General features: G+C 66.6%; 20 protein-coding genes. 9 read left to right on the forward strand and 11 right to left on the reverse strand.

The window, feature by feature from the left end:
• Nucleotide 1 precedes the first annotated feature (1 nt).
• The 6 genes from ABIC94_RS19975 to ABIC94_RS20000 all read right to left on the reverse strand — a co-directional run bounded on the left by ABIC94_RS19975 (nt 2) and on the right by ABIC94_RS20000 (nt 10,027).
• Nucleotides 2-6,067 (reverse strand): hybrid sensor histidine kinase/response regulator, encoded by a 6,066-nt coding sequence (locus ABIC94_RS19975; RefSeq protein WP_354374726.1) that lies wholly within the window; start codon nt 6,065-6,067, stop codon nt 2-4.
• A gap of 28 nt (nt 6,068-6,095) precedes the next feature.
• On the reverse strand, nt 6,096-8,414 hold the full coding sequence (locus ABIC94_RS19980; RefSeq protein WP_354374727.1) for a methyl-accepting chemotaxis protein: 2,319 nt from the start codon (nt 8,412-8,414) through the stop codon (nt 6,096-6,098).
• A 42-nt stretch (nt 8,415-8,456) separates the two neighbouring features.
• Nucleotides 8,457-8,990 carry a chemotaxis protein CheW gene (locus ABIC94_RS19985; RefSeq protein ID WP_354374728.1) on the reverse strand — a complete coding sequence of 178 codons (534 nt, stop codon included), beginning with the start codon at nt 8,988-8,990 and terminating at the stop codon, nt 8,457-8,459.
• Nucleotides 8,991-9,009: 19 nt separating this feature from the next.
• Nucleotides 9,010-9,375, reverse strand: a complete 366-nt coding sequence (locus ABIC94_RS19990; RefSeq protein WP_354374729.1) for a response regulator — start codon at nt 9,373-9,375, stop codon at nt 9,010-9,012.
• On the reverse strand, nt 9,375-9,773 hold the full coding sequence (locus tag ABIC94_RS19995; RefSeq protein ID WP_126749384.1) for a response regulator: 399 nt from the start codon (nt 9,771-9,773) through the stop codon (nt 9,375-9,377). The genes ABIC94_RS19990 and ABIC94_RS19995 overlap by 1 nt, the downstream gene beginning before the upstream one ends.
• Nucleotides 9,774-9,856: 83 nt before the next feature.
• Nucleotides 9,857-10,027, reverse strand: coding sequence for a rubredoxin (locus ABIC94_RS20000; protein ID WP_007838397.1), 171 nt, complete (start codon nt 10,025-10,027; stop codon nt 9,857-9,859).
• 111 nt (nt 10,028-10,138) lie between these two features.
• Between ABIC94_RS20000 and thiD the strand changes: the two genes are divergently transcribed.
• Nucleotides 10,139-11,098 carry a bifunctional hydroxymethylpyrimidine kinase/phosphomethylpyrimidine kinase gene (gene thiD / locus ABIC94_RS20005; protein ID WP_354374730.1) on the forward strand — a complete coding sequence of 320 codons (960 nt, stop codon included), beginning with the start codon at nt 10,139-10,141 and terminating at the stop codon, nt 11,096-11,098.
• Nucleotides 11,098-12,393: a glutamate-1-semialdehyde 2,1-aminomutase gene (hemL, locus tag ABIC94_RS20010; protein WP_354374731.1), complete on the forward strand. Its 1,296-nt coding sequence runs from the start codon at nt 11,098-11,100 to the stop codon at nt 12,391-12,393. The genes thiD and hemL overlap by 1 nt, the downstream gene beginning before the upstream one ends.
• Before the next feature lie 93 nt (nt 12,394-12,486).
• Here hemL and purH read toward each other — a convergent pair whose 3' ends face one another.
• The 3 genes from purH to dusB are packed head-to-tail and all read right to left on the reverse strand — an operon-like array spanning nt 12,487 to nt 15,437.
• Entirely contained in the window at nt 12,487-14,103 is a 1,617-nt protein-coding gene (gene purH, locus ABIC94_RS20015) for a bifunctional phosphoribosylaminoimidazolecarboxamide formyltransferase/IMP cyclohydrolase (RefSeq protein ID WP_354374732.1), read from the reverse strand.
• Nucleotides 14,104-14,119: 16 nt separating this feature from the next.
• Nucleotides 14,120-14,356: a Fis family transcriptional regulator gene (locus ABIC94_RS20020; protein ID WP_007838304.1), complete on the reverse strand. Its 237-nt coding sequence runs from the start codon at nt 14,354-14,356 to the stop codon at nt 14,120-14,122.
• 22 nt (nt 14,357-14,378) lie between these two features.
• Nucleotides 14,379-15,437 carry a tRNA dihydrouridine synthase DusB gene (gene dusB / locus ABIC94_RS20025; RefSeq protein ID WP_354374733.1) on the reverse strand — a complete coding sequence of 353 codons (1,059 nt, stop codon included), beginning with the start codon at nt 15,435-15,437 and terminating at the stop codon, nt 14,379-14,381.
• Nucleotides 15,438-15,618: 181 nt separating this feature from the next.
• On the opposite strand from dusB, the gene ABIC94_RS20030 reads away from it, so the two are divergent.
• Complete coding sequence (locus ABIC94_RS20030) at nt 15,619-16,089, forward strand: YqaA family protein (RefSeq protein ID WP_354374734.1); 471 nt, start codon at nt 15,619-15,621, stop codon at nt 16,087-16,089.
• A 25-nt stretch (nt 16,090-16,114) separates the two neighbouring features.
• Here ABIC94_RS20030 and ABIC94_RS20035 read toward each other — a convergent pair whose 3' ends face one another.
• Both ABIC94_RS20035 and ychF read right to left on the reverse strand, forming a co-directional pair.
• Nucleotides 16,115-16,789, reverse strand: a complete 675-nt coding sequence (locus ABIC94_RS20035) for a glutathione S-transferase (protein ID WP_354374735.1) — start codon at nt 16,787-16,789, stop codon at nt 16,115-16,117.
• 138 nt (nt 16,790-16,927) lie between these two features.
• Nucleotides 16,928-18,019: a redox-regulated ATPase YchF gene (gene ychF, locus ABIC94_RS20040; protein ID WP_126749393.1), complete on the reverse strand. Its 1,092-nt coding sequence runs from the start codon at nt 18,017-18,019 to the stop codon at nt 16,928-16,930.
• Between the two features lie 258 nt (nt 18,020-18,277).
• Between ychF and ABIC94_RS20045 the strand changes: the two genes are divergently transcribed.
• The 6 genes from ABIC94_RS20045 to rbsD are packed head-to-tail and all read left to right on the forward strand — an operon-like array spanning nt 18,278 to nt 24,370.
• Nucleotides 18,278-19,231, forward strand: a complete 954-nt coding sequence (locus ABIC94_RS20045) for a sugar ABC transporter substrate-binding protein (RefSeq protein WP_354374736.1) — start codon at nt 18,278-18,280, stop codon at nt 19,229-19,231.
• A 43-nt stretch (nt 19,232-19,274) separates the two neighbouring features.
• Entirely contained in the window at nt 19,275-20,903 is a 1,629-nt protein-coding gene (locus ABIC94_RS20050) for a sugar ABC transporter ATP-binding protein (protein WP_354374891.1), read from the forward strand.
• A complete protein-coding gene (locus ABIC94_RS20055) occupies nt 20,900-21,883 on the forward strand; it encodes an ABC transporter permease (RefSeq protein ID WP_354374737.1) in 984 nt (327 codons plus the stop codon). Before ABIC94_RS20050 ends, ABIC94_RS20055 begins: the two co-directional genes overlap by 4 nt.
• A gap of 26 nt (nt 21,884-21,909) precedes the next feature.
• Nucleotides 21,910-23,010, forward strand: a complete 1,101-nt coding sequence (locus ABIC94_RS20060; RefSeq protein WP_354374738.1) for a LacI family DNA-binding transcriptional regulator — start codon at nt 21,910-21,912, stop codon at nt 23,008-23,010.
• Nucleotides 23,007-23,981: a ribokinase gene (rbsK, locus tag ABIC94_RS20065; RefSeq protein ID WP_354374739.1), complete on the forward strand. Its 975-nt coding sequence runs from the start codon at nt 23,007-23,009 to the stop codon at nt 23,979-23,981. Before ABIC94_RS20060 ends, rbsK begins: the two co-directional genes overlap by 4 nt.
• Nucleotides 23,978-24,370, forward strand: a complete 393-nt coding sequence (rbsD, locus tag ABIC94_RS20070; RefSeq protein WP_354374740.1) for a D-ribose pyranase — start codon at nt 23,978-23,980, stop codon at nt 24,368-24,370. The genes rbsK and rbsD overlap by 4 nt, the downstream gene beginning before the upstream one ends.
• Nucleotides 24,371-24,378: the final 8 nt, after the last annotated feature.

The raw sequence follows: 24,378 nt of genomic DNA on the forward strand, positions 1-24,378 counted from the left end.
GTCAGGCCGCAGCCGCCAGCGCCGGCTCGCTCGTGTACGCACGCACCAGGCGCAGCAGCTCGTCTTCCGAGTACGGCTTGCCCAGGTAGTGGTTCACGCCCAGCGTGCGCGCGTAGTCGCGGTGCTTCTCGGCGATGCGCGAGGTGATCATGATGATCGGCAGGCCCGCCATCGACTCGTCCGCGCGGATGTTGCGGGCCAGGTCGAAGCCGTCCATGCGCGGCATTTCGATGTCAGACAGCACCACGGCCGGACGCTCCTGCTGCAGCCGTTCGAGCGCCTGCAGGCCGTCGGCCGCCAGCGACACGCGATAGCCTTCGCGCTGCAGCAGACGCTGCGTCACGCGGCGAACCGTAATGGAGTCGTCGACCACCAGCACCAGCGGAACCTGCGGCACCGGGGGTGCCAGCATCGGCAACGGCTCCTGCGGCGCACCGTGCTCCGCATCGCCCGAAGCGGCGTGCGCGGACACGGCCAGTGCGGCGGCCTGGCGCGTGCGCGCCTGTTCGCCATGCACCGCGGCCAGCGCCACCGGGTTGTAGATCAGCGCCACCGCGCCCGAAGCCAGCACCGAGATACCGGCCAGACCCGGCAGGCGTGCGAGCTGCGGCCCGAGGTTCTTGACCACGACTTCCTGGTTGCCCAGCACTTCGTCCACGTGCAGGCCCACGCGCTGTGCCGCGCTTCGCACGATCACGACAGTGTTGTTCTTGCTGGTGGGGTGTTCGCTGCGCGCCGAGGCCTGCAGCAGTGCGCCGGCCCAGTAGAAGGGCACCTGTTCGCTGCCGAACGGATGGCTGTTGTGCAGGTAGGCTGCTTCGAGCTCGGTGCTGCTCACGCGCTGCACCAGCTCCACCAGGTTGGACGGCACGCCGATCGACACCTCGCCGGCGCGCAGCATCACCACGTGCGTCACCGCGGTGGTGAGCGGCAGCACCAGCTTGAAGGTGGTGCCTTGCCCGGCCGTGCTGTGCGTTTCGATGCGGCCGCCGAGCGCCGCGATCTGCGCGCGCACCACGTCCATGCCGATGCCGCGGCCGGACAGTTCGGACACCTGCCCCGCTGTCGAGAAGCCGGGCTTGAAGATCAGCTCGGTGGCTTCTTCGGGCGACAGTTCCTGGTCGGACGCAAGCAGGCCGAGTGTGCGGGCACGTTCGGCAATGCGCTTGTGGTCCAGGCCGGCGCCGTCGTCGCGGAAGCTCACCGAGACGTCGTTGCCTTCGTGGTGCAGGTCGATCACGATCAGGCCGTGGGCGTCCTTGCCGGCCTTTTCGCGCGCGGCCGGGTCTTCGATGCCGTGCGCCACGCAATTGCGCAGCAGGTGCTCGAAGGCGGGCGTCATCCGGTCGAGCACGCCGCGGTCCATTTCGATGGAGCCGCCGACGATGTCCAGGCGCACCTGCTTGCCGGTGTCTTTCGACGCCTGGCGCACCACGCGGTAGAGACGGTCGGAAATGCCTTCGAACTCCACCATGCGCGTACGCAGCAGGCCGCGCTGCAGTTCGCGCGTCTGGCGTGCCTGCACGCTGAGATCGTCTTCCGTGGCCTGCACCGTCTTTTGCAGCGTGCGCTGCACGGTGGCCACGTCGTTCACCGACTCGGCCATCATGCGCGTGAGTTCCTGCACGCGGGTGAAGCGGTCGAATTCGAGCGGGTCGAAGCTCTGCTGCGAGTCCTTGGCTTGCGCCAGGCGGGACTGCATCTGGCTTTCGGCCTGCACCTCGATGTCGCGCAATTGCTGGCGCAGGCGGTCGAGGTTGCCCGTCAGGTCGGAGAGCGAACCGCGCAGCTGGCCCAGTTCGGCTTCGAGGCGCGAACGCGTGATGATGACCTCGCCGGTCTGCGCCACCAGGCGGTCGAGCAGCTGGGTGCGGATGCGAACGGCCTGGGTGGAAGCCGCACGCAACGGCGCGAGCAGTGCCGGAGCCGGCCGCGGCAGGAGCGACGGCAAAGCCGCCGTCTCGGCTGCGGCGCTCCCGCTCTCGTCGCCCGCAACAGCGGCTTCGTCGTTGGCGGGTGCGCCGGCTTCGGCGGCAACCTGCACCAGCTGGACGCCCGGCAAGGCAGCGGAGGCCGCCACCACGAGCTGGGCCACTTCGGCCTGGGTGGCATCGTCCGCCGCGCGCAGCGCGTCGAAGGTGGACTGCAATGCGTCGAGACGCGTGAGCAGCTTTTCGATTTCGACCCGGTCGGCACCGCCCTGGGTGCCCAGGATTTCGATCTCGGACTCCATGCGGTGCGCACGCTCGCCGAGGCGCATGGCGCCGGCCAGCCGGGCGCTGCCCTTGAGCGTGTGCAGCGTGCGCAGCACCGAGGCGCGCGGCGCGCTGTCGTCCGGATGGTGTGCCCACTGGCGCAGCGCCTGGCCGAGCTGGGGCAGCAATTCCGCGGCTTCTTCCTCGAAGATCGGGAACAGGTCGACGTCGACCGCATCGGTGACGTCGATGGCGTCTTCGGAGTCGTCCAGCGCCACATCGGCAACGCTGTCGGTGGCCACCATGTGCTGGAGCGGCCGGGTTTCGATCCGGGCGGCCGCCTCGGCCGGCATGGGTGCGGCGGCAATGTCGCGCAGCGCCTGCAGCGTTCCCTCGGAAGGCTCGCGCAGGAAGCCCACGGCAAACTGATGCAGCAGGCGACGCAATTCGTCGGCCGCGGCGACCAGCACCACACCCTGCTCACGCGTACCGCTGCCCTGCATTTGCAGATGCTGCAGCGCGGCTTCGAGCAGGCGGGCCATGCCCGAAAGGCTGTGGAAGCCGACGGTGGCCGAGCTGCCGGCCAGCGAATGCGCGAGCGCAACGGTCGAATCGGACAGGCGCTCGTGCGATTCGAGGGCCCACTCGCCCACGTCGGTGGCCAGTTGCCTGGACCATTCGTCGGCTTCGTTGAGGTAGACGTTGTAGAGCGCAATGCCGATGCGCAGCGGCCCGATGACCTTGACCTGGTCGTCGGCGCTGGACGGCGCAGCCGATTCGGCCTCTTCGGTGGCCTCGATGGTTTCGACGGCTTCGGCGGTTTCCTGAACTTCGGCCGCGGGCTGCGGCACCTCTTCGGCAACAGGGTCGGCTGCGGCTACAGGCAGTTCCGCCGGCGCGGCAGGCGTTTCTTCCGCAGCAGCAGCAGGTTCTTCCGGCTCCACCAGGAACGCTGGTGCGGCGGCCTCAGGCTCTTCTTCTTGGGCGGGCGCTGCCGTGGCAAAGGCTGCAGGCTCGCTCTCGCTCGCCGGCAACGGCTCTGGCGACCAGTCGAGGTCGGGCAGCGCCGAAGGCTGCTCGGCCGCAACGGCCGGTTCGGGCGCGGGCTCATCCGCCGCTTCGGCGATGAATTGAGGAGGCGCGACGGATGGGGCGGGCTCCGCCTTTTCGGGCAGCAGGAAGTCGAAATCTCCGCTGCCGTCCAGGACCTCGAAAGACTCCTCCGGACTCGGCTTGGTTTCGAAGTCGAGGAAGTCGGTCGATGCGAAGTCGTCATCGGTTTCGTGCCGGGCGGAGTGCTCCGGCACTTGCGCCGGCAATTCGAACGCCGCGGCGGGCGCAGGCTCCGGCTCCGGCGGTGCCGCGGGGGCCAGCGACAGATCGGGCAACTCCGGCAGTTCCGGCATCGGCAACGCAGCGGCGGGCGCCGGTGGCTCTGCGGCAATATGGCGCGCGGCCACCGCAAGGGCGTCCGCATCGACGCGCGGTACCGCGGTCGGCACCGGTTCGCCAGCCAAGAGGGCATTGGCCACGCGGCTGAAATGCCCCGACTGCCAGCCGTGCTGGGCGCCGGACGCAATGGCTTCGACCCATTCGCTGAACTCGTTGAGCGCCTTGCGGGTGCCGGTGAGCAGATCGGGCGTGGCGTCGCGCTGGTCGGCCAGCCAGGTGTTGAGCACCTGCTCGAAGGACCAGGCGGCATCGCCGAAGTCGGTCAGGCCGACCATGCGCGAGCTGCCCTTGAGCGTGTGGAACGCACGCCGCAGGATGGTGAGTTCCTCGGTGTCGTCGGGGTGGCTGCCGAGTTCGTCGATGGCGGCCAGGCCGTTTTGCACCACCTCGCGGGCCTCGTCGAGGAAGATGTTCTGCAGGTCGTCTTCTTCGAGTTCGGTCACTTCGGTATCGGGCAGCGCCGCGGGACCGGTGATCTTGTTCGTCCAGCTGTCCGCCTTGCGACTGAATTCCTCGATGGGCGACACCTTCGCCTTGCGGTTGGGCGTGGCGAGCGCGGCCAGCTTCGAGGCGATCTGGGCGTCGACCTCCTCGATGCTGAGCACGGGTTCGGCGCCCGCGGGCTTGCCATCCGCCGCTGCGGCATCGGCAACACCGCTGTCGGTCGCCTGGCGGCCCATCAGCGGCTTGAGTTCGCCGGCTTCGGCGTCGAATACGAACAGGCGCTTGGCAAGCGCCGGCTGATAGCCCAGCATGTCGATCAGGAAGCCCAGGGCGCCCAGGTTGTTGCCGAGCGCATCGAAGCTGTGCATTTCCTCGACGGGCGATGCGTTGCCCACGAGCATCTGCTCGACGTCGTCGCGCATGCGGTGCACGGTGTGCGCGGCCTGCTCCAGGCCCAGCACCGAGAACACGCCGCGCATTTGCAGCAGCTGGCTCGGCACGGTGCGCAGCAGCGCCTTTTCGGCCGGACGGCGGAAGTACTGGTCGAGCGATTTTTCGAGCTCGCTCAGGTGGCTGCGCAGCTCGTCGACCACGGTGCCCATGGTCTGGCGATCGCTCACGCGGCGATACAGGTCTTCCATCCAGGGCTCGAGCGGCTCCGAATGGCCGCCAGCGCGCACGCGCTCGATGCGGCCGGCCAGCTGCAGCGTGCGGGAGGTGAGCTGCGGATCGCTCGGATCCAGGTCTTCGAGCGCGGCTTCCAGGTAGAGCACCGAGGTGGCGACTTCCATCGCCAGTTCGGTGTCGGGCGGCTGGCCGGTGCGCACGGACGCTTCGACCGCATGCGTCAGGGCCTCCACCATCGGCAGGCTCGGTGGATGCAGCTTCTGCAGCGATTCGCCCAGTTGCGCGAAGGTGTCGGCCACCTGGCGGGTACGGGTGGCGTCGCCGCCCGAAAGCGCCGACCACATTTCCTTGGCGGTTTCGATGCGCTTGCGGGCCTGCGTGAGCACCAGTGGATCGAAGCGGCCGAACTGCTCGACGCTGTAGTCGATATACGGCTCGCTCGCGACGCCCCAGGCGGTGCGCACGGTGCGCAGCGTGGCGGCATCGTCGCGCGCGGTGGGCACGGCCTGCGCGCAGAAGAACAGCAGGTCCTGGCCCAACCGGTCGGAGACCGTGTTGTCGCCGCGCGCGAACGTGGCGTATTGCAGCAGCACGCGTGAAGCGGCCCGCTTGACATAGGAATCGGCCGGAATCAGCCCCAGCGCCAGGGCCTCGAAGAAGCCCGCGGCCAGGGTCCAGAAACTCGCCACGCGAGGCAGCAGCGCACCGCGCCCGAGCCCCAGGCACAGCGCATTCAGCCGGCGCGCGGCCTGCGGGTCGCCGGTCTTGACCAGCTGCAGCACCTCGCGGTCGAGCCGCGAGCGCACCGCCGGGTCATAGGCCATCGCGGCCTGGGTCAGCGCGGGACGGACTTCGACCCAGCGCCAGGCAATGCTCCAGAGGTCTGCCGGATGAACGCGCTCGTTGCCGACCAGTTCGAGCACGTCGCGGTATTGCGGGAACAGCGCCACCGACGATACGGCCTTGCCGGCCAGCAGCGCATTGAGGAAATCGACGACGGCGAAGCCGGCACGCTCGATCTTCTGGACTGCGCTTTCGGTGCAGCGCTGCGGTTCGGCAATGAAGCCCTGAACCGCGAACTCGATGGAACCGAGCACCAGCGCCGGCGCGGTATTGCCCACCATCTGCAGCGCACCGACGGACTGGTGCAGTTGCTGGCGGGCCATTTGCAGCGGGCCACTCTCGAGTTCCGAGGTGTTGCCCACGTCGCGCACAAAGCGCCGCAGCGACTTGGCAACGCTGTCGAGGGATTTCTGGATTTCTCCCAGAACCCAGGCCAGCGGCCCAAGGTCTTCGGTGGCCGGCACATTGCCAGCGAGGGGGGTCGTGGCAGGGGTTTGAATCGACACGTTGGATGCTCGCCGTTCTTATCTCTTGTCAGGCAATTTTGAATCGGGCGACCGAGCGGCGCAGTTCTTCCGCCATTTGCGAGAGCTCGCGTACCTGCTGGGCGGTGGTACGGGTACCTTCTCCGGTCTGCTCGGTCACTGCAAAAATGTGCTGGATGTTGGCAGCCACCACGTTGGCCGAATCGGCTTCGCGGGAGGCGGATTGCGAAATCTGCTCGATCAGCTCTGCAAGGCGGCGCGACACGCGGTCAATCTCGGTCAGTGCGGTACCTGCATTGTCGGACAGCTTGGCCCCTTCCACCACACCCTGCGTGGAACGCTCCATGGCGCCCACCGCATCCTGCGTGTCGGTCTGAATGGCCTTCACCAGCGCCGAAATCTGGCGCGTGGCGTCCGCGGAGCGTTCAGCCAGCCGTTGCACTTCTTCCGCCACCACCGAGAAGCCGCGACCGGCTTCACCGGCCGATGCGGCCTGAATGGCGGCGTTCAGCGCCAGCACGTTCGTCTGTTCGGTAATGTCCGAGATCAGCTCGGTGATTTCACCGATCTCCTGCGAGGATTCGCCCAGGCGCTTGATCCGCTTGGAGGTTTCCTGGATCTGGTCGCGGATGGAGTTCATACCGCCGATGGCGTTCTGCACAGCCTGCAGGCCCGAAGAAGCAGCCTGCAGCGACTGGCGCGCCACCGTGGCGGACTCTTGCGCTTGCGAGGACACGCCGTTGATTCGCTCGGCCATGGTCAGCACCGACTGGCCGGTTTCGCGAATTTCGCGCAGCTGTTCGGTCGAGGCGGCCAGCAGTTCGGTCGAGGTGCTTTCCACCTGCGACGTCGTCTGTGCCACGCGGGTTGCCGTGTTCTGCACGTTGCCCACCAGCAAACGCAGTTCTTCCACCGTGTAGTTCACCGAGTCGGCAATGGCGCCGGTGATGTCCTCGGTCACGGTCGCTTCCTGCGTCAGGTCGCCTTCGGCCACTGTCTGCAGTTCGTTCATCAGCCGAAGAATGGCGGCCTGGTTGGCGTTGTTGATGCGGCCGGCTTCGTCGCTGGCCTGCTCGGCCGAGAGACGTTCGCGTTCGGCAATGGCGGCGCGTTCGCGGCCTTCGCGCACCTGCACGAAACCGATGGCGCCTGCCAGGGCCAGGGCGGCCAGCGAGAGCACGAACAGCAGCACGATCGTTCCGGCGCCCAGGCCGGTGCGTGCGGAGAGCTTGTCCTGCAGCTCGCCGAGCGACTTGCGCAGCGGTTCGCTGTCGGTCAGGATGGAAGCCTGCGCTTCGCGCGCTGCCACCAGGCCCTGCAGATTGCCCAGAATGGCGGAGGCCTGCGTGCGCATCTGCTCGTAGGTCTTCAGAATGGCTTCGAGCTGCTGGCGCGTTTGCGGGTCCTTCGAGCCGGGGAAACGCTGCTGCGCATTGCCGTCGAGCAGGCCGCGGGTGGTTTCCTGGAAGGTGTTCAGGTCCTTGCCGAGCAGGAACACGGCGTCGGGGTTCACACCCTCGACCGTGAAGAATTCGTTGGTCGACTTGCCGATGCGCTGGGTGAGCATCACGAGCTGGCCGGCGGCGGAAATTTCAGGCAGCGTGGCGTTCTGCTGCATCTTCAGCGAAGCGACGGTTTCCGTCATTTCGAGCAGCGCGGACGATTGCTGGTTGATGTCGCGCAAGGCGGCACCCACCTGGGTCAGGATCTGGCGCTGGGCCAGCACGACCTTGGCGCTGGCATCGGCACGGGCGACCAAGGGGTTGATCTTGCCCATGTCCTCGTCGTACTGGTTGCCCACGCGTTCGAGGCGCAGGGCCTCGTCGCCGTTGGTGAGGCCCTGCACGCGGCGCGTGAGGTCGTCGGCGCTGTCTTTCACTTCGACGAACGCGGGCGCGCTGCCCACGAGAGCCTGGGAGATCGATTTGGCGAGACGCTGCGACTGCATCAGCGACTGGCCGGTGGCGGCCACCTGCTGGGCGAGACGCTCGGCGCGAAGAATGGCGGAGCCGGCCACCAGCAACAGCAGCAACACCACCACGGCCAGCATGATCGCCAGGATCCGCTGCTGGCGCGCCGGCCTGGAGCTCGCCTTTGCGGCCGCGGCTTGCGCCTGGGCTGCCTCGAGCGCACCCGCGCCGGCCTCGTTGGCCGCTTCGCCGCTGGTCAGCGCGCCGCCGTCGGCAAAGCCGGTAGGCGCGGGCTCGGGGGCACGGCCTTTTTTCCGGGCCAGCCGAACGGTCTTTTCGTCCGGCGCCTGAACCGTGTCGACATCGTCGAGCGATAGGGTCGAACCGTCGACGCGGGCCTTGTCGTTGCCGCTGTTCGCGGGCAGTAATTTCTTGAACTTGTCGGCGATCGAGCTCACGGTCGGTCCTTCAGGTGGTTGTCTTTGGGCTGTGCGAAGGCACTAGGCGCCAATACTCAAAAATTGGGGTTGCTGCGAAAGCGCTTGCAGGTTGATTTCCTGCCAGCGCTCACCCGCCGCATCGGTGTACAGATGCCCAAGCCAGGCAGGTGCTTCTGCGCCTGGCGGTTCCGCGGCCGTGAAGGCCTCGGCGCCGCGCAACCCCGCCAGTCGATCGACCAGCAATGCGCAGTTGACTTCGAGCAGCTCGTTGAGGGCAACGAGCCGCGATTGCATGCGGGCCGCCTCGGTGGGGGCCGGTCCGCTCGGAACGCCAGAGGCGAATGCCGACAGCTGCACCACGCCGAAGAGGCCGCCGCGCAGGTTGGCAACGCCAAGGAACCAGGGCTCCGTGTAGGGCACGGGCTGGGGAGGCGTCCAGGGAAATATCTCGCCCGCGTGGCCGAGAGGAAAGAGGAACTTGCCCTCCCCCGCCTCGACCGCGAGCCACGTGGCGGCAACGCCGGTCGTGCGTGCGGCCTGCAGGCGGCTCGCAAGCCGGGACTGGAAGGCGCGGAGAGCGTCGCGATTCGCCATGGACTCAGTCGGCTCCCGCTCAGGCGAGCGCGGTGATCTTGGACATGAGGTCGGCCTCGTTGACCGGCTTCACGATGTAGTCGCGCGCGCCCTGGCGCATGCCCCAGACGCGATCGGTTTCCTGGTTCTTGCTGGTGCACAGGATGATCGGGATGGCGCCGTACTTCGGATCGCGGGCAATCGCGCGGGTCAGCTGGAAGCCGTTCTGGCCGGGCATGACGACGTCCATGAGGATCAGGTCGGGCTGCTCCTCTTCGAGACGGCGCATCGCGTCTTCGGCGTTTTCAGCGGTCTTGACGGCAAAGCCGTTCTTGCGGAGCAGGTCTGACAGGAACAGCAGTTCCGTCTTGGAGTCGTCGACGACGAGGATTTTTCGAATGGGCATTACTGCACTTCCTGTTGAACGATGCCAAACTGCTGCACGGCCTGCAGCAGCTGGTCTTTGGTGAAAGGTTTGGTCAGGTAGTCTTGCGACCCGACCATGCGGCCGCGAGCCTTGTCGAAGACGCCGTCTTTCGAAGAAAGCATCACCACCGGAACATTGGAGAATTGAGCATTGCGCTTGATGATGGCGCAGGTCTGGTAACCGTCCAGGCGAGGCATCAGGATGTCGCAGAAAATCAGATGCGGCTTGTGGTCGTTGATCTTGGAGAGCGCGTCAAAGCCGTCTTCCGCGAGAAGAACCTCGTGCCCGCCCTGCTTCAGAAATATTTCGGCACTGCGCCGGATCGTATTGCTGTCGTCGATGACAAGCACCTTGTAACCTGATCCATTCGGCCCCATTGCACACACTCCTGCTGAGATGAGACTTGGATGCCCGCCGCGCCGTACATCGGCGCAAATCGCGCAGCTCTATGCCATGCTCTTCAGATTTCAACCATTTCGAAGTCTTCCTTGCGCGCACCGCACTCAGGACAGGTCCAGTTCATCGGGACATCCGCCCAGGCCGTGCCTGCTGCGATGCCGTCCTCCGGCACACCAACCGCTTCGTCATAGATCCACCCACAAATCAGGCACATCCAAGTTTTCGTATTCATCGGAGCTTAAAGTCCTTGTTCATTAAATGCAACGAGTGTATCTATGCGTATCTCACTGGCAGACGGTAAACGTCGCGCCTATGCCACCATCCAGGGGATTTCGCCCGGCGTATGACCATTTACTTACATCCAGCAGACAACGCCCGCAACCCGGGCGATCTTAACGACCCCTCGCCGGACGCCGAAGAGGTGGCCGAGCGCGACCTGAACCCGCCCTGCGTTCTGGTCTTCAATGCCAGCGATCCGAGCGGCGCCGGCGGCTTGGGCGGCGACGCCCTGGCCATGGCGTCGGTGGGCGCCCACATGCTGCCCGTGGTCACGGGGGCGTACGCCCGGGACACGGCCGAGATATTCGACCATTTCGCCTTCGACGAAGAGGCCGTGGCCGAGCAGGCGCGCGCCATCCTCGAGGACGTGGAAGTCCAGCTCATCAAGGTAGGCTTTGTCGGCAGCCCCGACACCCTGAGCACCATCGCCGAGACCGCTTCCGACTATCCCGAGGTGCCGTTGGTGGCCTATATGCCCAACCTTTCCTGGTGGGACGAGGACCTGATCGAGCCCTATCTCGACGCTTTTCGAGAGTTACTTCTTCCCCAGACCACAGTGTTGGTCGGAAACCACAGCACCCTCTGGCGGTGGCTGCTTCCGGACTGGAGCGGCGAGCGTCCGCCCGGCGCGCGCGACATTGCCAAGGCCGCGGGAGAGTTCGGCGTGCCCTACACCCTGGTGACCGGCATGGTGCTGCCCGACCAGTTCATCGACAACGTGCTGGCCTCTCCGCAGTCAGTGCTCACCAACGAGAAGTACGAACGGCTCGAGGCCGTTTTCGCCGGTGCCGGCGACACCCTGTCGGCCGCGCTGGCCGCCCTGCTCGCGAGCGGAACCGACTTGGTGGCCGCCACCACCGAAGCCCTGGCCTACATGGACCGCTGCCTCGACGCGGGCTTTCGGCCCGGCATGGGCCACGTGCTTCCGGACCGCCTGTTCTGGGCCGAGCCGGAAGACGATGAAGACGAAGACCCCGACGCACCCCCAGACTTTGCCCTGCCCCCTCACGACACCAGACATTGATGCCAAACGCTGACCAAAACGACATTCTTTTCGAGCGCGCCCGCGCCGTCATCCCCGGCGGAGTCAACTCGCCCGTGCGCGCCTTCAAGGCCGTGGGCGGCACGCCGCGCTTCATCCGCCGTGCCGAAGGCGCCTATTTCTGGGATGCCAACGACAAGCGCTACATCGACTACATCGGTTCCTGGGGCCCGATGATCCTGGGCCACGGCCATCCGGCGGTCGTCGAGGCGGTGCAAAAGGCCGTGCTCGAGGGCTTCTCGTACGGCGCACCCACCGAGCGTGAAATCGAGCTGGCCGAAGCCATCCTCGCGCTGGTGCCGTCGATGGAAATGGTGCGGCTCGTGAGCTCGGGCACCGAGGCCGCCATGAGCGCGCTGCGCCTGGCGCGCGGCGCCACCGGCCGCAAGCACATCATCAAGTTCGAAGGCTGCTACCACGGCCATGCCGACGCGCTGCTGGTCAAGGCGGGCTCGGGCCTTGCCACCTTCGGCCATCCCACCTCGGCCGGCGTGCCGCCCGAGGTCACGCAGCACACGCTGGTGCTGGAGTACAACAACATCGCCCAGCTCGAGGAAGCCTTTGCGCTGCACGGCAACGACATCGCCTGCCTGATGATCGAGGCGATTGCCGGCAACATGAACTTCGTGCGCGCCACGCCCGAATTCGCCCAGCGCTGCCGCGACCTTTGCACGCAGCACGGCGCGCTGCTGGTGTTCGACGAAGTGATGACCGGCTTTCGCGTCGGCCTGCACGGCGCGCAGGGCGTGCTGGGCATCACGCCCGACCTCACGGTGCTCGGCAAGGTCATCGGCGGCGGCATGCCGCTGGCGGCTTTCGGCGGTCCGCGCGCCATCATGGAGCAGCTTGCGCCGCTCGGCCCGGTCTACCAGGCGGGCACGCTGTCGGGCAACCCCGTGGCCACGGCCTGCGGTTTGGCCACGCTGAAGGAAATCGCCAGGCCCGGCTTCTATGAAGCGCTGTCGAAGAAAACGCAGTCGCTGGTCGAAGGTCTCAAGGCTGCCGCCGCGGCCGAAGGCCAGCCCTTCAACGCCGACAGCGAAGGCGGTATGTTCGGCTTCTTCCTGATGAACGAGCTGCCGCAGAACTACGCGACCGTAATGACCACCGACAACGCAAAGTTCAACGCGCTGTTCCACGGCCTGCTCGACCGCGGCGTGTACATCGCACCGGCTCTTTACGAAGCGGGCTTCGTGAGTGCCGCGCACAGCGACGACGACATCGCCGCCACGATCGAGGCTGCCAGGCAGATCTTCAAGGCCTCCGGGCCCCGTTAAGGCCGAAGCAACCGGCCAAGAAAAAAGCCGGGCTGCGCACGCCAGCAAAACGCTAGCGGTACAGCCCGGCCTTGCCCGAGGGACGGTTGGTGCTCAGTGGCGGAAGTGGCGCACGCCCGAAAGCACCATGACCACGCCGCGCTCGTCGGCGGCGTCGATCACTTCCTGGTCGCGCATCGAACCGCCCGGCTGAATGACGCAGCTCGCACCGGCATCGACCACCACGTCGAGCCCGTCGCGGAACGGGAAGAAGGCATCGCTCGCCACCGCGGTGTCTTTCAGCGACAGGCCCGCGTGCTCGGCCTTGATGCTTGCGATGCGTGCCGAATCGAGGCGGCTCATCTGGCCCGCGCCTACGCCCATGGTCATGCCGCCGGCGCAGAACACGATGGCGTTGCTCTTCACGTACTTGGCCACCTTCCATGCGAACAGCAGGTCTTGCAGCTGCTCGGGCGTGGGTTGCTTCTTGGTGACCACCTTCAGGTCGCTTGCCGCGAGCTCGTGGTTGTCCGCGGTCTGGATCAACAGGCCCGAGCCGACGCGCTTGACATCCATGGCATTGCGGCCGTTGTCCCAGTCTGTAGCGCCGCCCTTGGAAACCTTCGGAAGAGCAATCTCGAGCACGCGCACGTTGAGCTTGGCCTTGGTCGCCTGGAACACCTCGAGCGCCTCGGGCGTGTAGCCCGGCGCCATCAGCACTTCGACGAACTGCTTGGCAATGGCCTGCGCCGTCTCGCCGTCGACCGGGCGGTTGAAGGCGATGATGCCGCCGAAGGCCGAAGTCGGATCGGTCTTGAAGGCCTTGCCGTAAGCCTCGGCCGCGTCCTTGCCCACGGCCACGCCGCAGGGGTTGGCGTGCTTCACGATCACGCAGGCCGGCACGTCGAAGCTCTTCACGCACTCCCATGCGGCGTCGGCATCGGCGATGTTGTTGTAGCTGAGCTCCTTGCCCTGCAGCTGCTTCGCGGACACGAGCGAGCCTGGCGCCGGGTGCAGATCGCGGTAGAACGCGGCCTGCTGGTGCGGGTTCTCGCCATAGCGCAGGTCTTGCACCTTCACGAAACGGCCGTTGCTTTGCGCCGGAAACAACGAGCGTGTGGGCGACGGCTGGCCGATGCTGGCTTCGAAGTCGATGGCCGAGAGATAGTCGCTGATGGCGCCGTCATAGTCGGCAATGCGATTGAACGCGGCCACCGAGAAAGCGAACTTGGTCTTGTCGCTGAGCTTGCCGCCGGCCTGCAGCTCGGCCAGCGCCACGGGGTACTGCGAGGCGTCGGTCAGCACGCCCACGTCCTTCCAGTTCTTGGCCGCGCTGCGCACCATGGCCGGGCCGCCGATGTCGATGTTCTCGATGGCATCTTCGAGCGTGCAGCCGGCCTTGGCCACCGTGGCTTCGAACGGATAGAGATTGACCACCAGCAGGTCGATGGTGTCGATGCCGTGCTCCTTGATGGCCGCCACGTGCGCCGGCAGGTCGCGCCGCGCCAGCAGGCCGCCGTGGATCTTGGGATGCAGCGTCTTCACACGGCCGTCGAGCATTTCAGGAAAACCGGTGTGGTCGGCCACTTCGGTCACAGGCAAGCCGGCATCGGCCAGCAGCTTGGCGGTGCCGCCGGTGGACAGCAGCTTGATGCCGAGGCCGTGCAGCGCTTGCGCGAATTCGAGGATGCCGGTTTTGTCGGAGACGGAGATGAGTGCGGTCTGGGCCATGGAATATGCCGTGTAGTTATTTCAAAAGTTTGTGTTCAACCAGCTTCTTGCGAAGCGTGTTGCGATTCAGGCCCAACCATTGCGCAGCCTTCGACTGGTTGCCTTCGGCGCGCGTCATCACGACATCGAGCAAGGGCTTCTCGACCACGCGCACGAGCATCTCGTACATGCCGTCGGGTTCGGTGCCGCGCAAATCGCGAAAGTAGCTGTCCAGACTGGTGCGAACGCAGTCCTCGATGTGTTTCTTGCTCATGCTTTTCTTCTCTTCTTCTCTCTCAATCAGCGGCGCAAGCCGCCTCCTCTTCACCGGACAGCTCTTCGGCCGCCTGGTGCACGGGCATGCGGTCCATGCGGTCCGCCAACCCGTCGAAATAATCGCCGACCGCACGCAGCTGCGCGGCAGAGTCTTCGATGGTGTTCATCTGCGCGCGGAAGGCTTCCCCCTCCGGCAGCGTACGCACATACCAGCCGATGTGCTTGCGCGCGGTGCGCACGCCGCTGAACTCGCCGTAAAGCGCATAGTGCTCCACCAGATGATCGAGCAGCAAGCGGCGAACCTCTATGACAAGCGGCGGCGCAAGATGCGTACCCGTTGCAAGAAAGTGAGAAATCTCGCGGAAGATCCAAGGCCGGCCTTGCGCTGCGCGGCCGATCATCACCGCATCGGCACCAGTGGCCGCGAGCACGTCGCGCGCCTTCTCCGGTGAATTGATGTCGCCGTTGGCCACCACGGGAATACGCACCGCGGCCTTCACGGCGGCAATGGTGTCGTACTCGGCGCTGCCCTTGTAGCCCTGCTCGCGGGTGCGGCCATGCACGGTGAGCATCTGCACGCCGGCCGATTCGAAATCGCGCGCGAGCTTGGCCGCATTGCGGTGCTCTTCGCTCCAGCCGGTGCGCATCTTGAGCGTGACCGGCACGTTGAAAGGTTGCGCCGCGTCGACCACCGCCTGCACGATCTCCAGCGCCAGCGGCTCGTCACGCATCAGCGCAGAACCGGCCCACTTGTTGCAGACCTTCTTGGCCGGGCACCCCATGTTGATGTCGATGATCTGCGCGCCACGCTCGATGTTGTAGACCGCGGCCTCGGCCATCATGGCCGCATCGGTGCCGGCGATCTGCACCGCAATGGGGCCGGGCTCGCCGTCATGATTGGCGCGGCGCGACGTCTTGAGCGTGTTCCAGAGTTCCTTGCGCGAAGTGACCATCTCGCTGACCGCATAGCCAGCGCCGAGCTGGCGGCACAGCATGCGGAACGGCCGGTCCGTCACGCCGGCCATGGGCGCGGCGAACAGGCGGTTTTCCAGCGTGTGGGTGCCGATCTGCAAGGTCATGGAGGAGGAAGCGTCGCGAGTTCGGCTGCTGAAAAATGAGGCACGATTGTAGCCACGCGCGATTTCGGTGACTGAAACGATTTGCGCTTGGGGTAGGGGCATAAAACCCGCCGCCCTCGGCGCTTTCTCCGACCTGTAGCAGCAGGCGGGCTACCTATACTGCGTCGACTCATTTCACCTTATGCAAGCCTGGCTCGACGCTCTCCTGGCGCTACTCGCGCTTCCGCAGTACGGACTCTCCACGCTGTTCATCGCGGCCTTCGTCTCGGCCACGCTGCTGCCGGTGGGCTCGGAGCCGATTCTTTTCGGCTTGCTCAAGCTCAATCCCGAAATGTTCTGGCCGGCCGTTCTGGTGGCCACCGCGGGCAACACGCTGGGCGGCGCGGTCGACTGGTGGATAGGCTACGGCGCGCACAAGGTCGCAGACAAATACTCGCACTCGAAACATCATGTGCGCGTATTGAGCTGGCTGGAGCGGCTCGGCCCGAAGGCATGCCTGCTGAGCTGGCTGCCGATCGTGGGCGATCCGCTCTGCGCAGTGGCAGGCTGGCTCAAGCTGCCGTTCTGGCCATGTCTTGGATACATGGTCATCGGCAAATTCTTGCGCTACGTGTGCATGACCGTGGCGCTGCTCTACATCTTTCCGGGGTAGCCGGAGCCGGCGTTCCCCGGTCGGTTCAGCTCAACAGGTCGTAGGGTCCGCCGCGTTCCAGGGCGCGCCGGTAGGCCGGGCGCGCATAGATGCGCTCCAGGTAGGCCATGAGCCTGGGCCGCTTTGCATCCAGACCTCCGCGCGCCTGCGCGGCTTCGACCGGAAAACTCATCTGGATGTCGGCGCCCGTGAATTCATTGCCGGCAAACCATTCGCTCTTGCCGAGCTCGGCTTCCATGTAATTCAGGTGGCTCTCGATGTTGGGCATGACGATGGCCGCCTTGGCCTTGCCCGAAATCATCTTTGCAATCGGCTTCACGAAGAACGGCATCTTGCTGCGTTCGATCTTGTCGAACACCAGCTTGAGCAGCAGCGGCGACATGGCCGTGCCTTCCGCGAAATGCAGCCAGTAGCGGTAGCGCAGCGCCTCGGGCGTGCCTGGCGCCGGTGCCAGCCGGCCGTTGCCGTAGCGCTCGATCACCGTGTCGATGATCGCGCCCGATTCCGCCAGCGTAAGGCCGTCGTCCGTCGTGACCACCGGCGATTTGCCAAGCGGATGAACGGCCCGCAGCGAAGCGGGCGCCAACATGGTTTGCGGATCGCGCTGGTAGTGAACGATTTCGTAGGGCAGCCCGAGTTCTTCGAGAAGCCACAGCACGCGCTGCGAGCGCGAGTTGTTGAGGTGATGGACGGTGAGCATAGGTCGGCAGGTGCTTGAAGAAAGGGCGTGCCTTTTCGTGGAACACCGCGGAACCGGCTTCGCCGGGCCGCTGGTGTTGCCCCCGGCGAGGGGGTTGGCGTAGCGACACGAAGTGCGCGAAGACTGGGGGTGAGCCAGTTAGGAGCTGAAGAGGAAGTTCATCACGTCACCATCCTTGACGACGTATTCCTTGCCTTCCGAACGCATCTTGCCCGCGTCCTTGGCACCCTGTTCGCCCTTGTAGGCGATGTAGTCCTCGAAGGCGATGGTCTGGGCGCGGATGTAGCCCTTTTCGAAGTCGCCGTGAATCACGCCAGCGGCCTGCGGACCGGTGTCGCCGATGTGGATGGTCCAGGCGCGCACCTCCTTCACGCCGGCGGTGAAGTAGGTCTGCAGGCCCAGCAACTTGAAGGCCGCGCGGATCAGGCGGTTCAGGCCCGGCTCGTCCTGGCCGATTTCGGCGAGGAACATCTTCTTGTCTTCGTCGTCCATCTCGGCCAGGTCGGCTTCGATCTTGGCGCAGATCGCGACCACGGGGGCGCCCTGCTTGGCGGCGTATTCGCGCAGGCGGTCGAGATACGGGTTGTTCTCGAAGCCGTCTTCCGCCACGTTGCCGACGAACATCGCGGGCTTGGCGGTGATGAGCGTGAACGACTTGACCAGCGGCTGCTCTTCCTTCGTGAACTCGAGCGCACGCACCGGCGTGTTCTCGTTCAGCGCCGCCTGGCAGCGCTCGAGCAGGCCGACGAGCTTCTGCGCGTCCTTGTCGCCCGAACGGGCCACCTTGGTGTGGCGGTGCAGCGCTTTCTCTACCGTGGCCAGGTCGGCCAGGCAGAGTTCGGTCTGGATCACTTCGATGTCGGAGATCGGGTCGACCTTGCCGGCCACGTGAATCACGTTCTCGTCGTCGAAGCAGCGCACCACGTTCACCGTGGCGTCGGTTTCGCGGATGTGCGCAAGAAACTTGTTGCCCAGGCCCTCGCCCGTGCTGGCACCGGCCACCAGGCCGGCGATGTCGACGAACTCGACGATGGCGGGCACCACGCGCTCGGGCTTGACGATCTCGCTGAGCTGGGCGAGCCGCGGATCGGGCACTTCCACCACGCCCACATTGGGCTCGATGGTGCAGAACGGATAGTTTTCCGCTGCGATACCGGCCTTGGTCAACGCATTGAAAAGGGTGGATTTACCGACGTTGGGCAGGCCGACGATGCCGCATTGCAAACTCATGGGGGGTCCTCTGGGTAACCCGCAATTTTAGGCCGAGCTGGCTCACCCCCAAGCTTCGCGCACTTCGTGTCGCTTCGCCCCCCCCTTCCGGGGGCGGGGCGGCCGCTTCGGGCGGCCGTGCGCGGCCCCCCTCGGAAAGTAAATTGCGATCAGGGTTAGCCCCCGGTTAGCAAACGTTTGCGCAAACGTTTTCGTTAGTTAATATCGGAGCCCCCGGCACAGACCGGTGCACCGCTCAACCACCTCAGGAGACACACCATGAAGTTCACCCGTCGCACGCTGCAAAGCGCAGCCGCACTGACGTTGCTGGGCGCCTTCGCCGCCTTGCCCGCCCTCGCCCAGGAGAAGCCCAAGGTGGCGCTGGTCATGAAGTCGCTGGCCAACGAATTCTTCCGCACCATGGAAGACGGCGCCAAGGCGCACCAGAAAGCCAACGCCTCGCAGTACACGCTGGTGGCCAACGGCATCAAGGACGAAACCGACACGGCCGCTCAGATCAAGATGGTCGAGCAGATGATGGCGCAGAAGATCACTGCCCTGGTCATTGCGCCGGCCGATTCGAAGGCCCTGGTGCCGGTGGTCAAGGCCGCCATCGACCGTGGCATTCTGGTGGTCAACATCGACAACCAGTTCGACACCGCCGCGCTGAAGGAAAAAGGCATTCAGGTGCCCTTCGTCGGCCCGGACAATCGCGCCGGCGCCAAGCTGGTCGGCGACGAGCTGGCCAAGAGCCTGAAGGCCGGCGACAAGGTCGGCATCATCGAAGGCGTTTCGACCACCTTCAATGCGCAGCAGCGCACCCTCGGCTACCAGGACGCGATGAAGGCCGCCGGCATGACGGTGGTGGGCGTGCAGTCGGGCCAGTGGGAAATCGACAAGGGCAACACGGTGGCCGCCGGCATGATGCGCGAGCATCCCGACCTGAAGGCGCTGCTCGCGGGCAACGACAGCATGGCGCTCGGCGCGGTGGCTGCCGTCAAGGCCGCGGGCAAGACCGGCAAGGTGCTGGTGGTGGGCTACGACAACATCGGCGCCATCAAGCCGATGCTGAAGGACGGCCGCGTGCTTGCCACCGCCGACCAGTTCGCGGCCAAGCAGGCGGTGTTCGGCATCGAGACCGCGCTCAAGGCGCTGGCCGACAAGAAGCCGCAGTCGAGCATGCCCGCCGAAGTGAAGACCGACGTGGTGCTGGTCACCAAGTCGTCGAAGTAAGCAACAAGAAAAAGAGTCGCCGTTGAACGCATCCGCCGCCGCCATGAACGCAAGTCTTGCCCCGCCCGTGCTCTCGCTGAGCGCGCTCGGCAAGGACTACGCGGCGCCGGTGCTCGACGACGTTTCTCTTGTGTTGAATGCCGGCGAGGTGCTCGCGCTCACGGGCGAGAACGGCGCCGGCAAGAGCACACTGTCGAAAATCGTCTGCGGCCTGGTGCAGCCGACGCGCGGCCAGATGCTGCTGGACGGCGTGCCGTTCCAGCCCGCATCGCGCCGCGACGCCGAGCGGCTGGGCGTGCGCATGGTCATGCAGGAGCTGGGGCTGGTCAACACGCTGTCGGTGGCCGAGAACCTGCTGCTCGACCGGCTGCCCAACCAGACCGGCTGGATCCGCCGCGGCAAGCTGCACGAGCTGGCGGCGCAACAGCTCGCGAAGATCGGCATGCAGAACATCGACCCGGCCACGCCCGTGGCGCGGCTGGGCATCGGCCAGCAGCAGATGGTCGAGATTGCGCGCAACCTGCAGGACGACACGCGCGTGCTGGTGCTCGACGAGCCCACCGCCATGCTCACGCCGCGCGAAACCTCGCACCTCTTCGAGCAGATCGAACTGCTGAAGGCGCGCGGCGTGGCCATCGTCTATGTGTCGCACCGCCTCGAAGAGCTGCAGCGCATTGCCGACCGCGCGGCGGTGCTGCGCGACGGCCGGCTGGTCGACGTACGCGCCATGGCCGGCGTGCGCGAAGCCGAACTGGTGCAGCGGATGGTGGGCCGCGCGGTGCACGAACACGAGGGCCGCGACCGCCGCGTGGCCGGGCCGGTGCTGCTGAGCGCACGCGGCATCGGCCGCGCTCAGGTCGTGAAGGGCGTCGACATCGACCTGCATGCGGGCGAAGTCATGGGCCTGGCCGGCCTGGTCGGCTCGGGCCGGACCGAACTCGTGCGGCTGCTGTTCGGGGCCGACCGTGCCGACCGCGGCGAAATTCTTCTCTACGACGGCACATCGAATGCGCAGCCGGTGCAGCGCGCTCGCAAGGGCTGGCGCTCGCCGATGCAGGCGATCCGCGCGGGCATCGGCCTGGTGACCGAAGACCGCAAGTCGCAGGGGCTGCTGCTCACGCAACCGATTCGCGTCAACGCCACGCTGAGCGACCTGGGCGCCATCTCGCACGCCGGCTGGCTGCAGCGCGCCAAGGAGCGCGGCATTGCCCGGCGACTGGTCGAGCTTCTGCGCATCCGCTCGCGCAGCATCGAGCAGCCCGTTGCCACGCTGAGCGGCGGCAATCAGCAGAAGGTGGTGTTCGCGCGCTGGCTGCACCGCGAATGCAAGGTGCTGCTGCTCGACGAGCCCACGCGCGGCGTGGACGTGGGCGCGCGGTCCGATCTCTATACCGAACTCGACCGCATGACCGATGCCGGCAAGGCGCTCTTGATGGTGTCGAGCGACCTGCGCGAACTGATGGCCATGTGCGACCGCATCGGCGTGATGAGCGCCGGCCGGCTGGTCGCGGTGTTCGAGCGCGGCCAATGGAGCGAACAATCGCTGCTCGCCGCCGCGTTCAGCGACGCGGCAGGACGCGCCCCCGCGCCAATGCCACCGACGACCCCGACGGTGGGATCCGCCATTTCCGATTCGAATCCGGCCCAACCGGCCTCCGCCGAGACATCATGAACGCAGCCGCCCCCACATCCGCCCCGCCCTCCGCTCTCAAGGGCCAGTTGGGCACCTACCTCGGCCTCACCGTCGTGCTCGTGGGCATGGTTGCGCTCTTCGGCACGCTGAGCGAATACTTCTTTACCCGCGAAACCTTCATCTCCATTGCCAATGAAATTCCCGCGCTCGCCGTGATGGCGGTGGGCATGACCTTCGTGCTGATCATCGCGGGCATCGATCTCTCGGTGGGTTCGGTGCTGGCACTCAGCGCCGCGGTGACGGCGGCGGCCATCCTCCAGTGGAAGCTCTCGGTTCCCGTGGCCGCTGCGCTGGGCCTGGCGACCGGCCTGGTGTGCGGCACGGTCACGGGCGCGGTGTCGGTCGCATGGCGGCTGCCCAGCTTCATCGTTTCGCTGGGCATGCTCGAAGCGGTACGCGGCGGTGCGTACCTGGTGACCGATTCGCGCACGCAGTACGTGGGCGACGCCATCTCGGGCCTTGCCGCGCCGTGGGTCGGGGGCATCTCCGCGGCCTTCGTGCTCGCGGTGGTGCTTGTCGTTGCCGGCCAGCTGGTGCTCACGCGCACGGTCTTCGGCCGGCATGTGGTCGGCATCGGCACCAATGAAGAAGCGATGCGGCTCGCGGGCATCGACCCGCGGCCGATCCGCATCATCGTGTTTGCCGCCACCGGCCTCCTGGCCGGGCTCGCGGGGCTGATGCAGTCGGCACGGCTCGAAGCGGCCGACCCCAATGCCGGCGTCGGCATCGAGCTGCAGGTGATTGCGGCCGTCGTCATCGGCGGCACCAGCCTCATGGGCGGGCGCGGCTCGGTGGTCAACACCTTCTTCGGCGTGCTGATCATCGCGGTGCTCGAGGCGGGGCTCGCACAGGTGGGCGCCAGCGAGCCGAGCAAACGCATCATCACCGGCGCGGTGATCGTGGTTGCGGTGATCATCGACACCTTGCGCCAACGCCGGGCCGATCGCCGCCTGGCCTGACGCCGCAAATAAAAGGGGAACACGCCATGGCCACCATCAAGGACGTCGCGCTGCGCGCGGGGGTTTCGGTTACCACTGTCTCGCACGTGGTCAACGACACGCGCCACGTGAGCGCCAAGGGGCGCGAGCGCGTGGAAGAAGCCATCCGCGAGCTGGGCTATGTGCCCAACGCCATGGCGCGCAGCCTGAAGAGCAACACCACGTCGACGCTCGGCATGCTGATTCCGAACAGCTCGAACCCGTACTTTGCCGAGATCGTCCGCATCGTGGAAGACCGCTGCTTCGGCGCCGGCTACACGCTGGTGCTGTGCAACACCGACGACGAGCCCCGCCGCCAGAGCGTGTACCTGCAGGTGCTGGCCGAGCGCCGCATCGACGGATTGATCGTGGTGTCCACGGGCGCCGGCGACGACGACTCGCTGGTCACGCAACTGCACGGCCTGCGCATTCCCACGGTGCTGGTCGACCGCGAGATTGCCGACCCGGCCTGCGACCTGGTGGAAACGGCTCACATGCAGGGCGGCCTGCTCGCGGTGCGGCACCTGCTGTCGCTCGGCCACAAGCGCATTGCCTGCATCGGCGGACCGGTGGGTGTGATGCCGAGCGAGCAGCGCATCGAGGGCTGGCGCATGGCGCTGGCCGAAGCCGGCGCCACCCCTAATGCGGACGCGCTGCTGTGGCGCGGCGGCTTCACGAGCCAGGGCGGCTACGAGGCGATGCACGCCATCTTGCGCACCGAGCAGGCGCCTTCGGCCGTGTTCGTGTGCAACGACCTGATGGCCATTGGCGCGTTGCGCGCGGCGCATGAAAGCGGCGTGCATGTGCCGGACGACCTTTCGATCGTCGGCTTCGACGACATCGAGCTCTCGGCCTACACCAGTCCGCCGCTCACCACCGTGGCGCAGCCCAAGGAGCGCATCGGCGCACTGGCGGTCGACATGCTGCTGGAGCGCGTGGGCGGCAAGCGGCGCGATGCACGCAAGGTGGTGCTGCAGCCCGAGCTGCACGTGCGCGCCTCCACGGCACGGCATGCGAGCTTCCGCGAGGCGGCTGCTCCCTCTCCTGCTGCTTCTGCCTCTGCTTCTGCTTCTTCTTCAACGGAAAAACGAAAGTCCCGCGCCCCGTGAGTTCGCAGCCTTCCTCTTCTTCCAGCGTCGCGCAGCAGCCGTCGCCGCGCATCGTGGTGCTCGGCAGCCTGAACATGGACATCGTGCTGCGCGTGCCGCAGGTGCCGGCCGCGGGCGAAACCCTCCAGGGCCGTTCGATCGCCCATATTCCCGGCGGCAAGGGCGCCAACCAGGCCGTGAGCTGCGCACGCGAAGGGGGCCGGGTCAGCATGATCGGCTGCGTCGGCAACGACGCACACGGCCAGGCGCTGCGCGAAGCGCTCATGCGCGACGGCATCGACACGGCCGCACTGCGCACCGACGCCGCCGAGCCCACCGGCACGGCGTTGATCCTGGTGGAAGACGGCGGCCAGAACCGCATCGTGATCATCCCCGGCGCCAACGCGCGGGTCGAAATCGACGAGGCGGCGCTGCGGCAGCAGCTGCAAGGCGCGGCCTTTCTGGTGGCGCAGTTCGAAACGCCAATGGACCAGGTCGCCCGTGCCATCACGGTGGCGCACGGCGCAGGCTGCAAGGTGCTGCTCAACCCATCGCCGGTGCAGCCCATCGCCGAGCCGCTGTGGCCGCGCATCGACACGCTGGTCGTCAACGAAATCGAGGCGCACGCGCTGTGCGGCCAGGCGGCCGACAGCCCGCAGGAAGCCGCCCTGGCCGGCCAGGCCTTGCGTGCCAGAGGCGTCGCGCGCGTGGTCGTCACGCTCGGTGCGCGTGGCGCGGTGGCCATCGACGCCAACGGCGCACGCCACCATCCCGCGCCCAAAGTACAGGCGGTCGACACCACCGCGGCGGGCGACACCTTCCTCGGCGCGCTGGCCGTCGCGCTGGGCGAAGGCCAATCGTTCGACGAAGCCGTGCGCCTGGGCATTCGCGCGGCCGCGCTGTGCATTCAGCAACCCGGCGCCCAGCCTTCCATTCCGCACCGCGATGCCGTGCTGCAGAGCCCGATGCCCCCCGACTGGACCGCGCTGTGAAACGTACCGCCCTTCTCAACGCCGAACTCTCCCAGGTCATCGCCTCGCTGGGCCATGGCGACATGCTGGTGATCGGCGATGCGGGCCTGCCGATTCCGGAGGGGCCGCGGCGCATCGATCTTGCGGTGACGCGCGGTGTGCCGCTGCTCACCGAGGTGCTGCAGGCCGTCTTGTCGGAGATGCAGGTCGAGAGCGTGGTGGTGGCCGACGAGGCCCTGAACGGCGCGAAGGCCCTGCCCGCCTGGTACCCGCAATCGCTCGGCATTGCGCCGCAGACGGTGTCGCACGAAGAGTTCAAACGCCGCAGCGCGACGGCACGCGCCGTCGTGCGCACAGGCGAATGCACGCCCTACGCCAACATCATGCTGATTGCCGGCGTGAGCTTCTGAGGTGCCGC

The sequence above is a fragment of the Variovorax paradoxus genome, assembly GCF_040544635.1.
GTDB lineage: Bacteria > Pseudomonadota > Gammaproteobacteria > Burkholderiales > Burkholderiaceae_C > Variovorax > Variovorax paradoxus_R.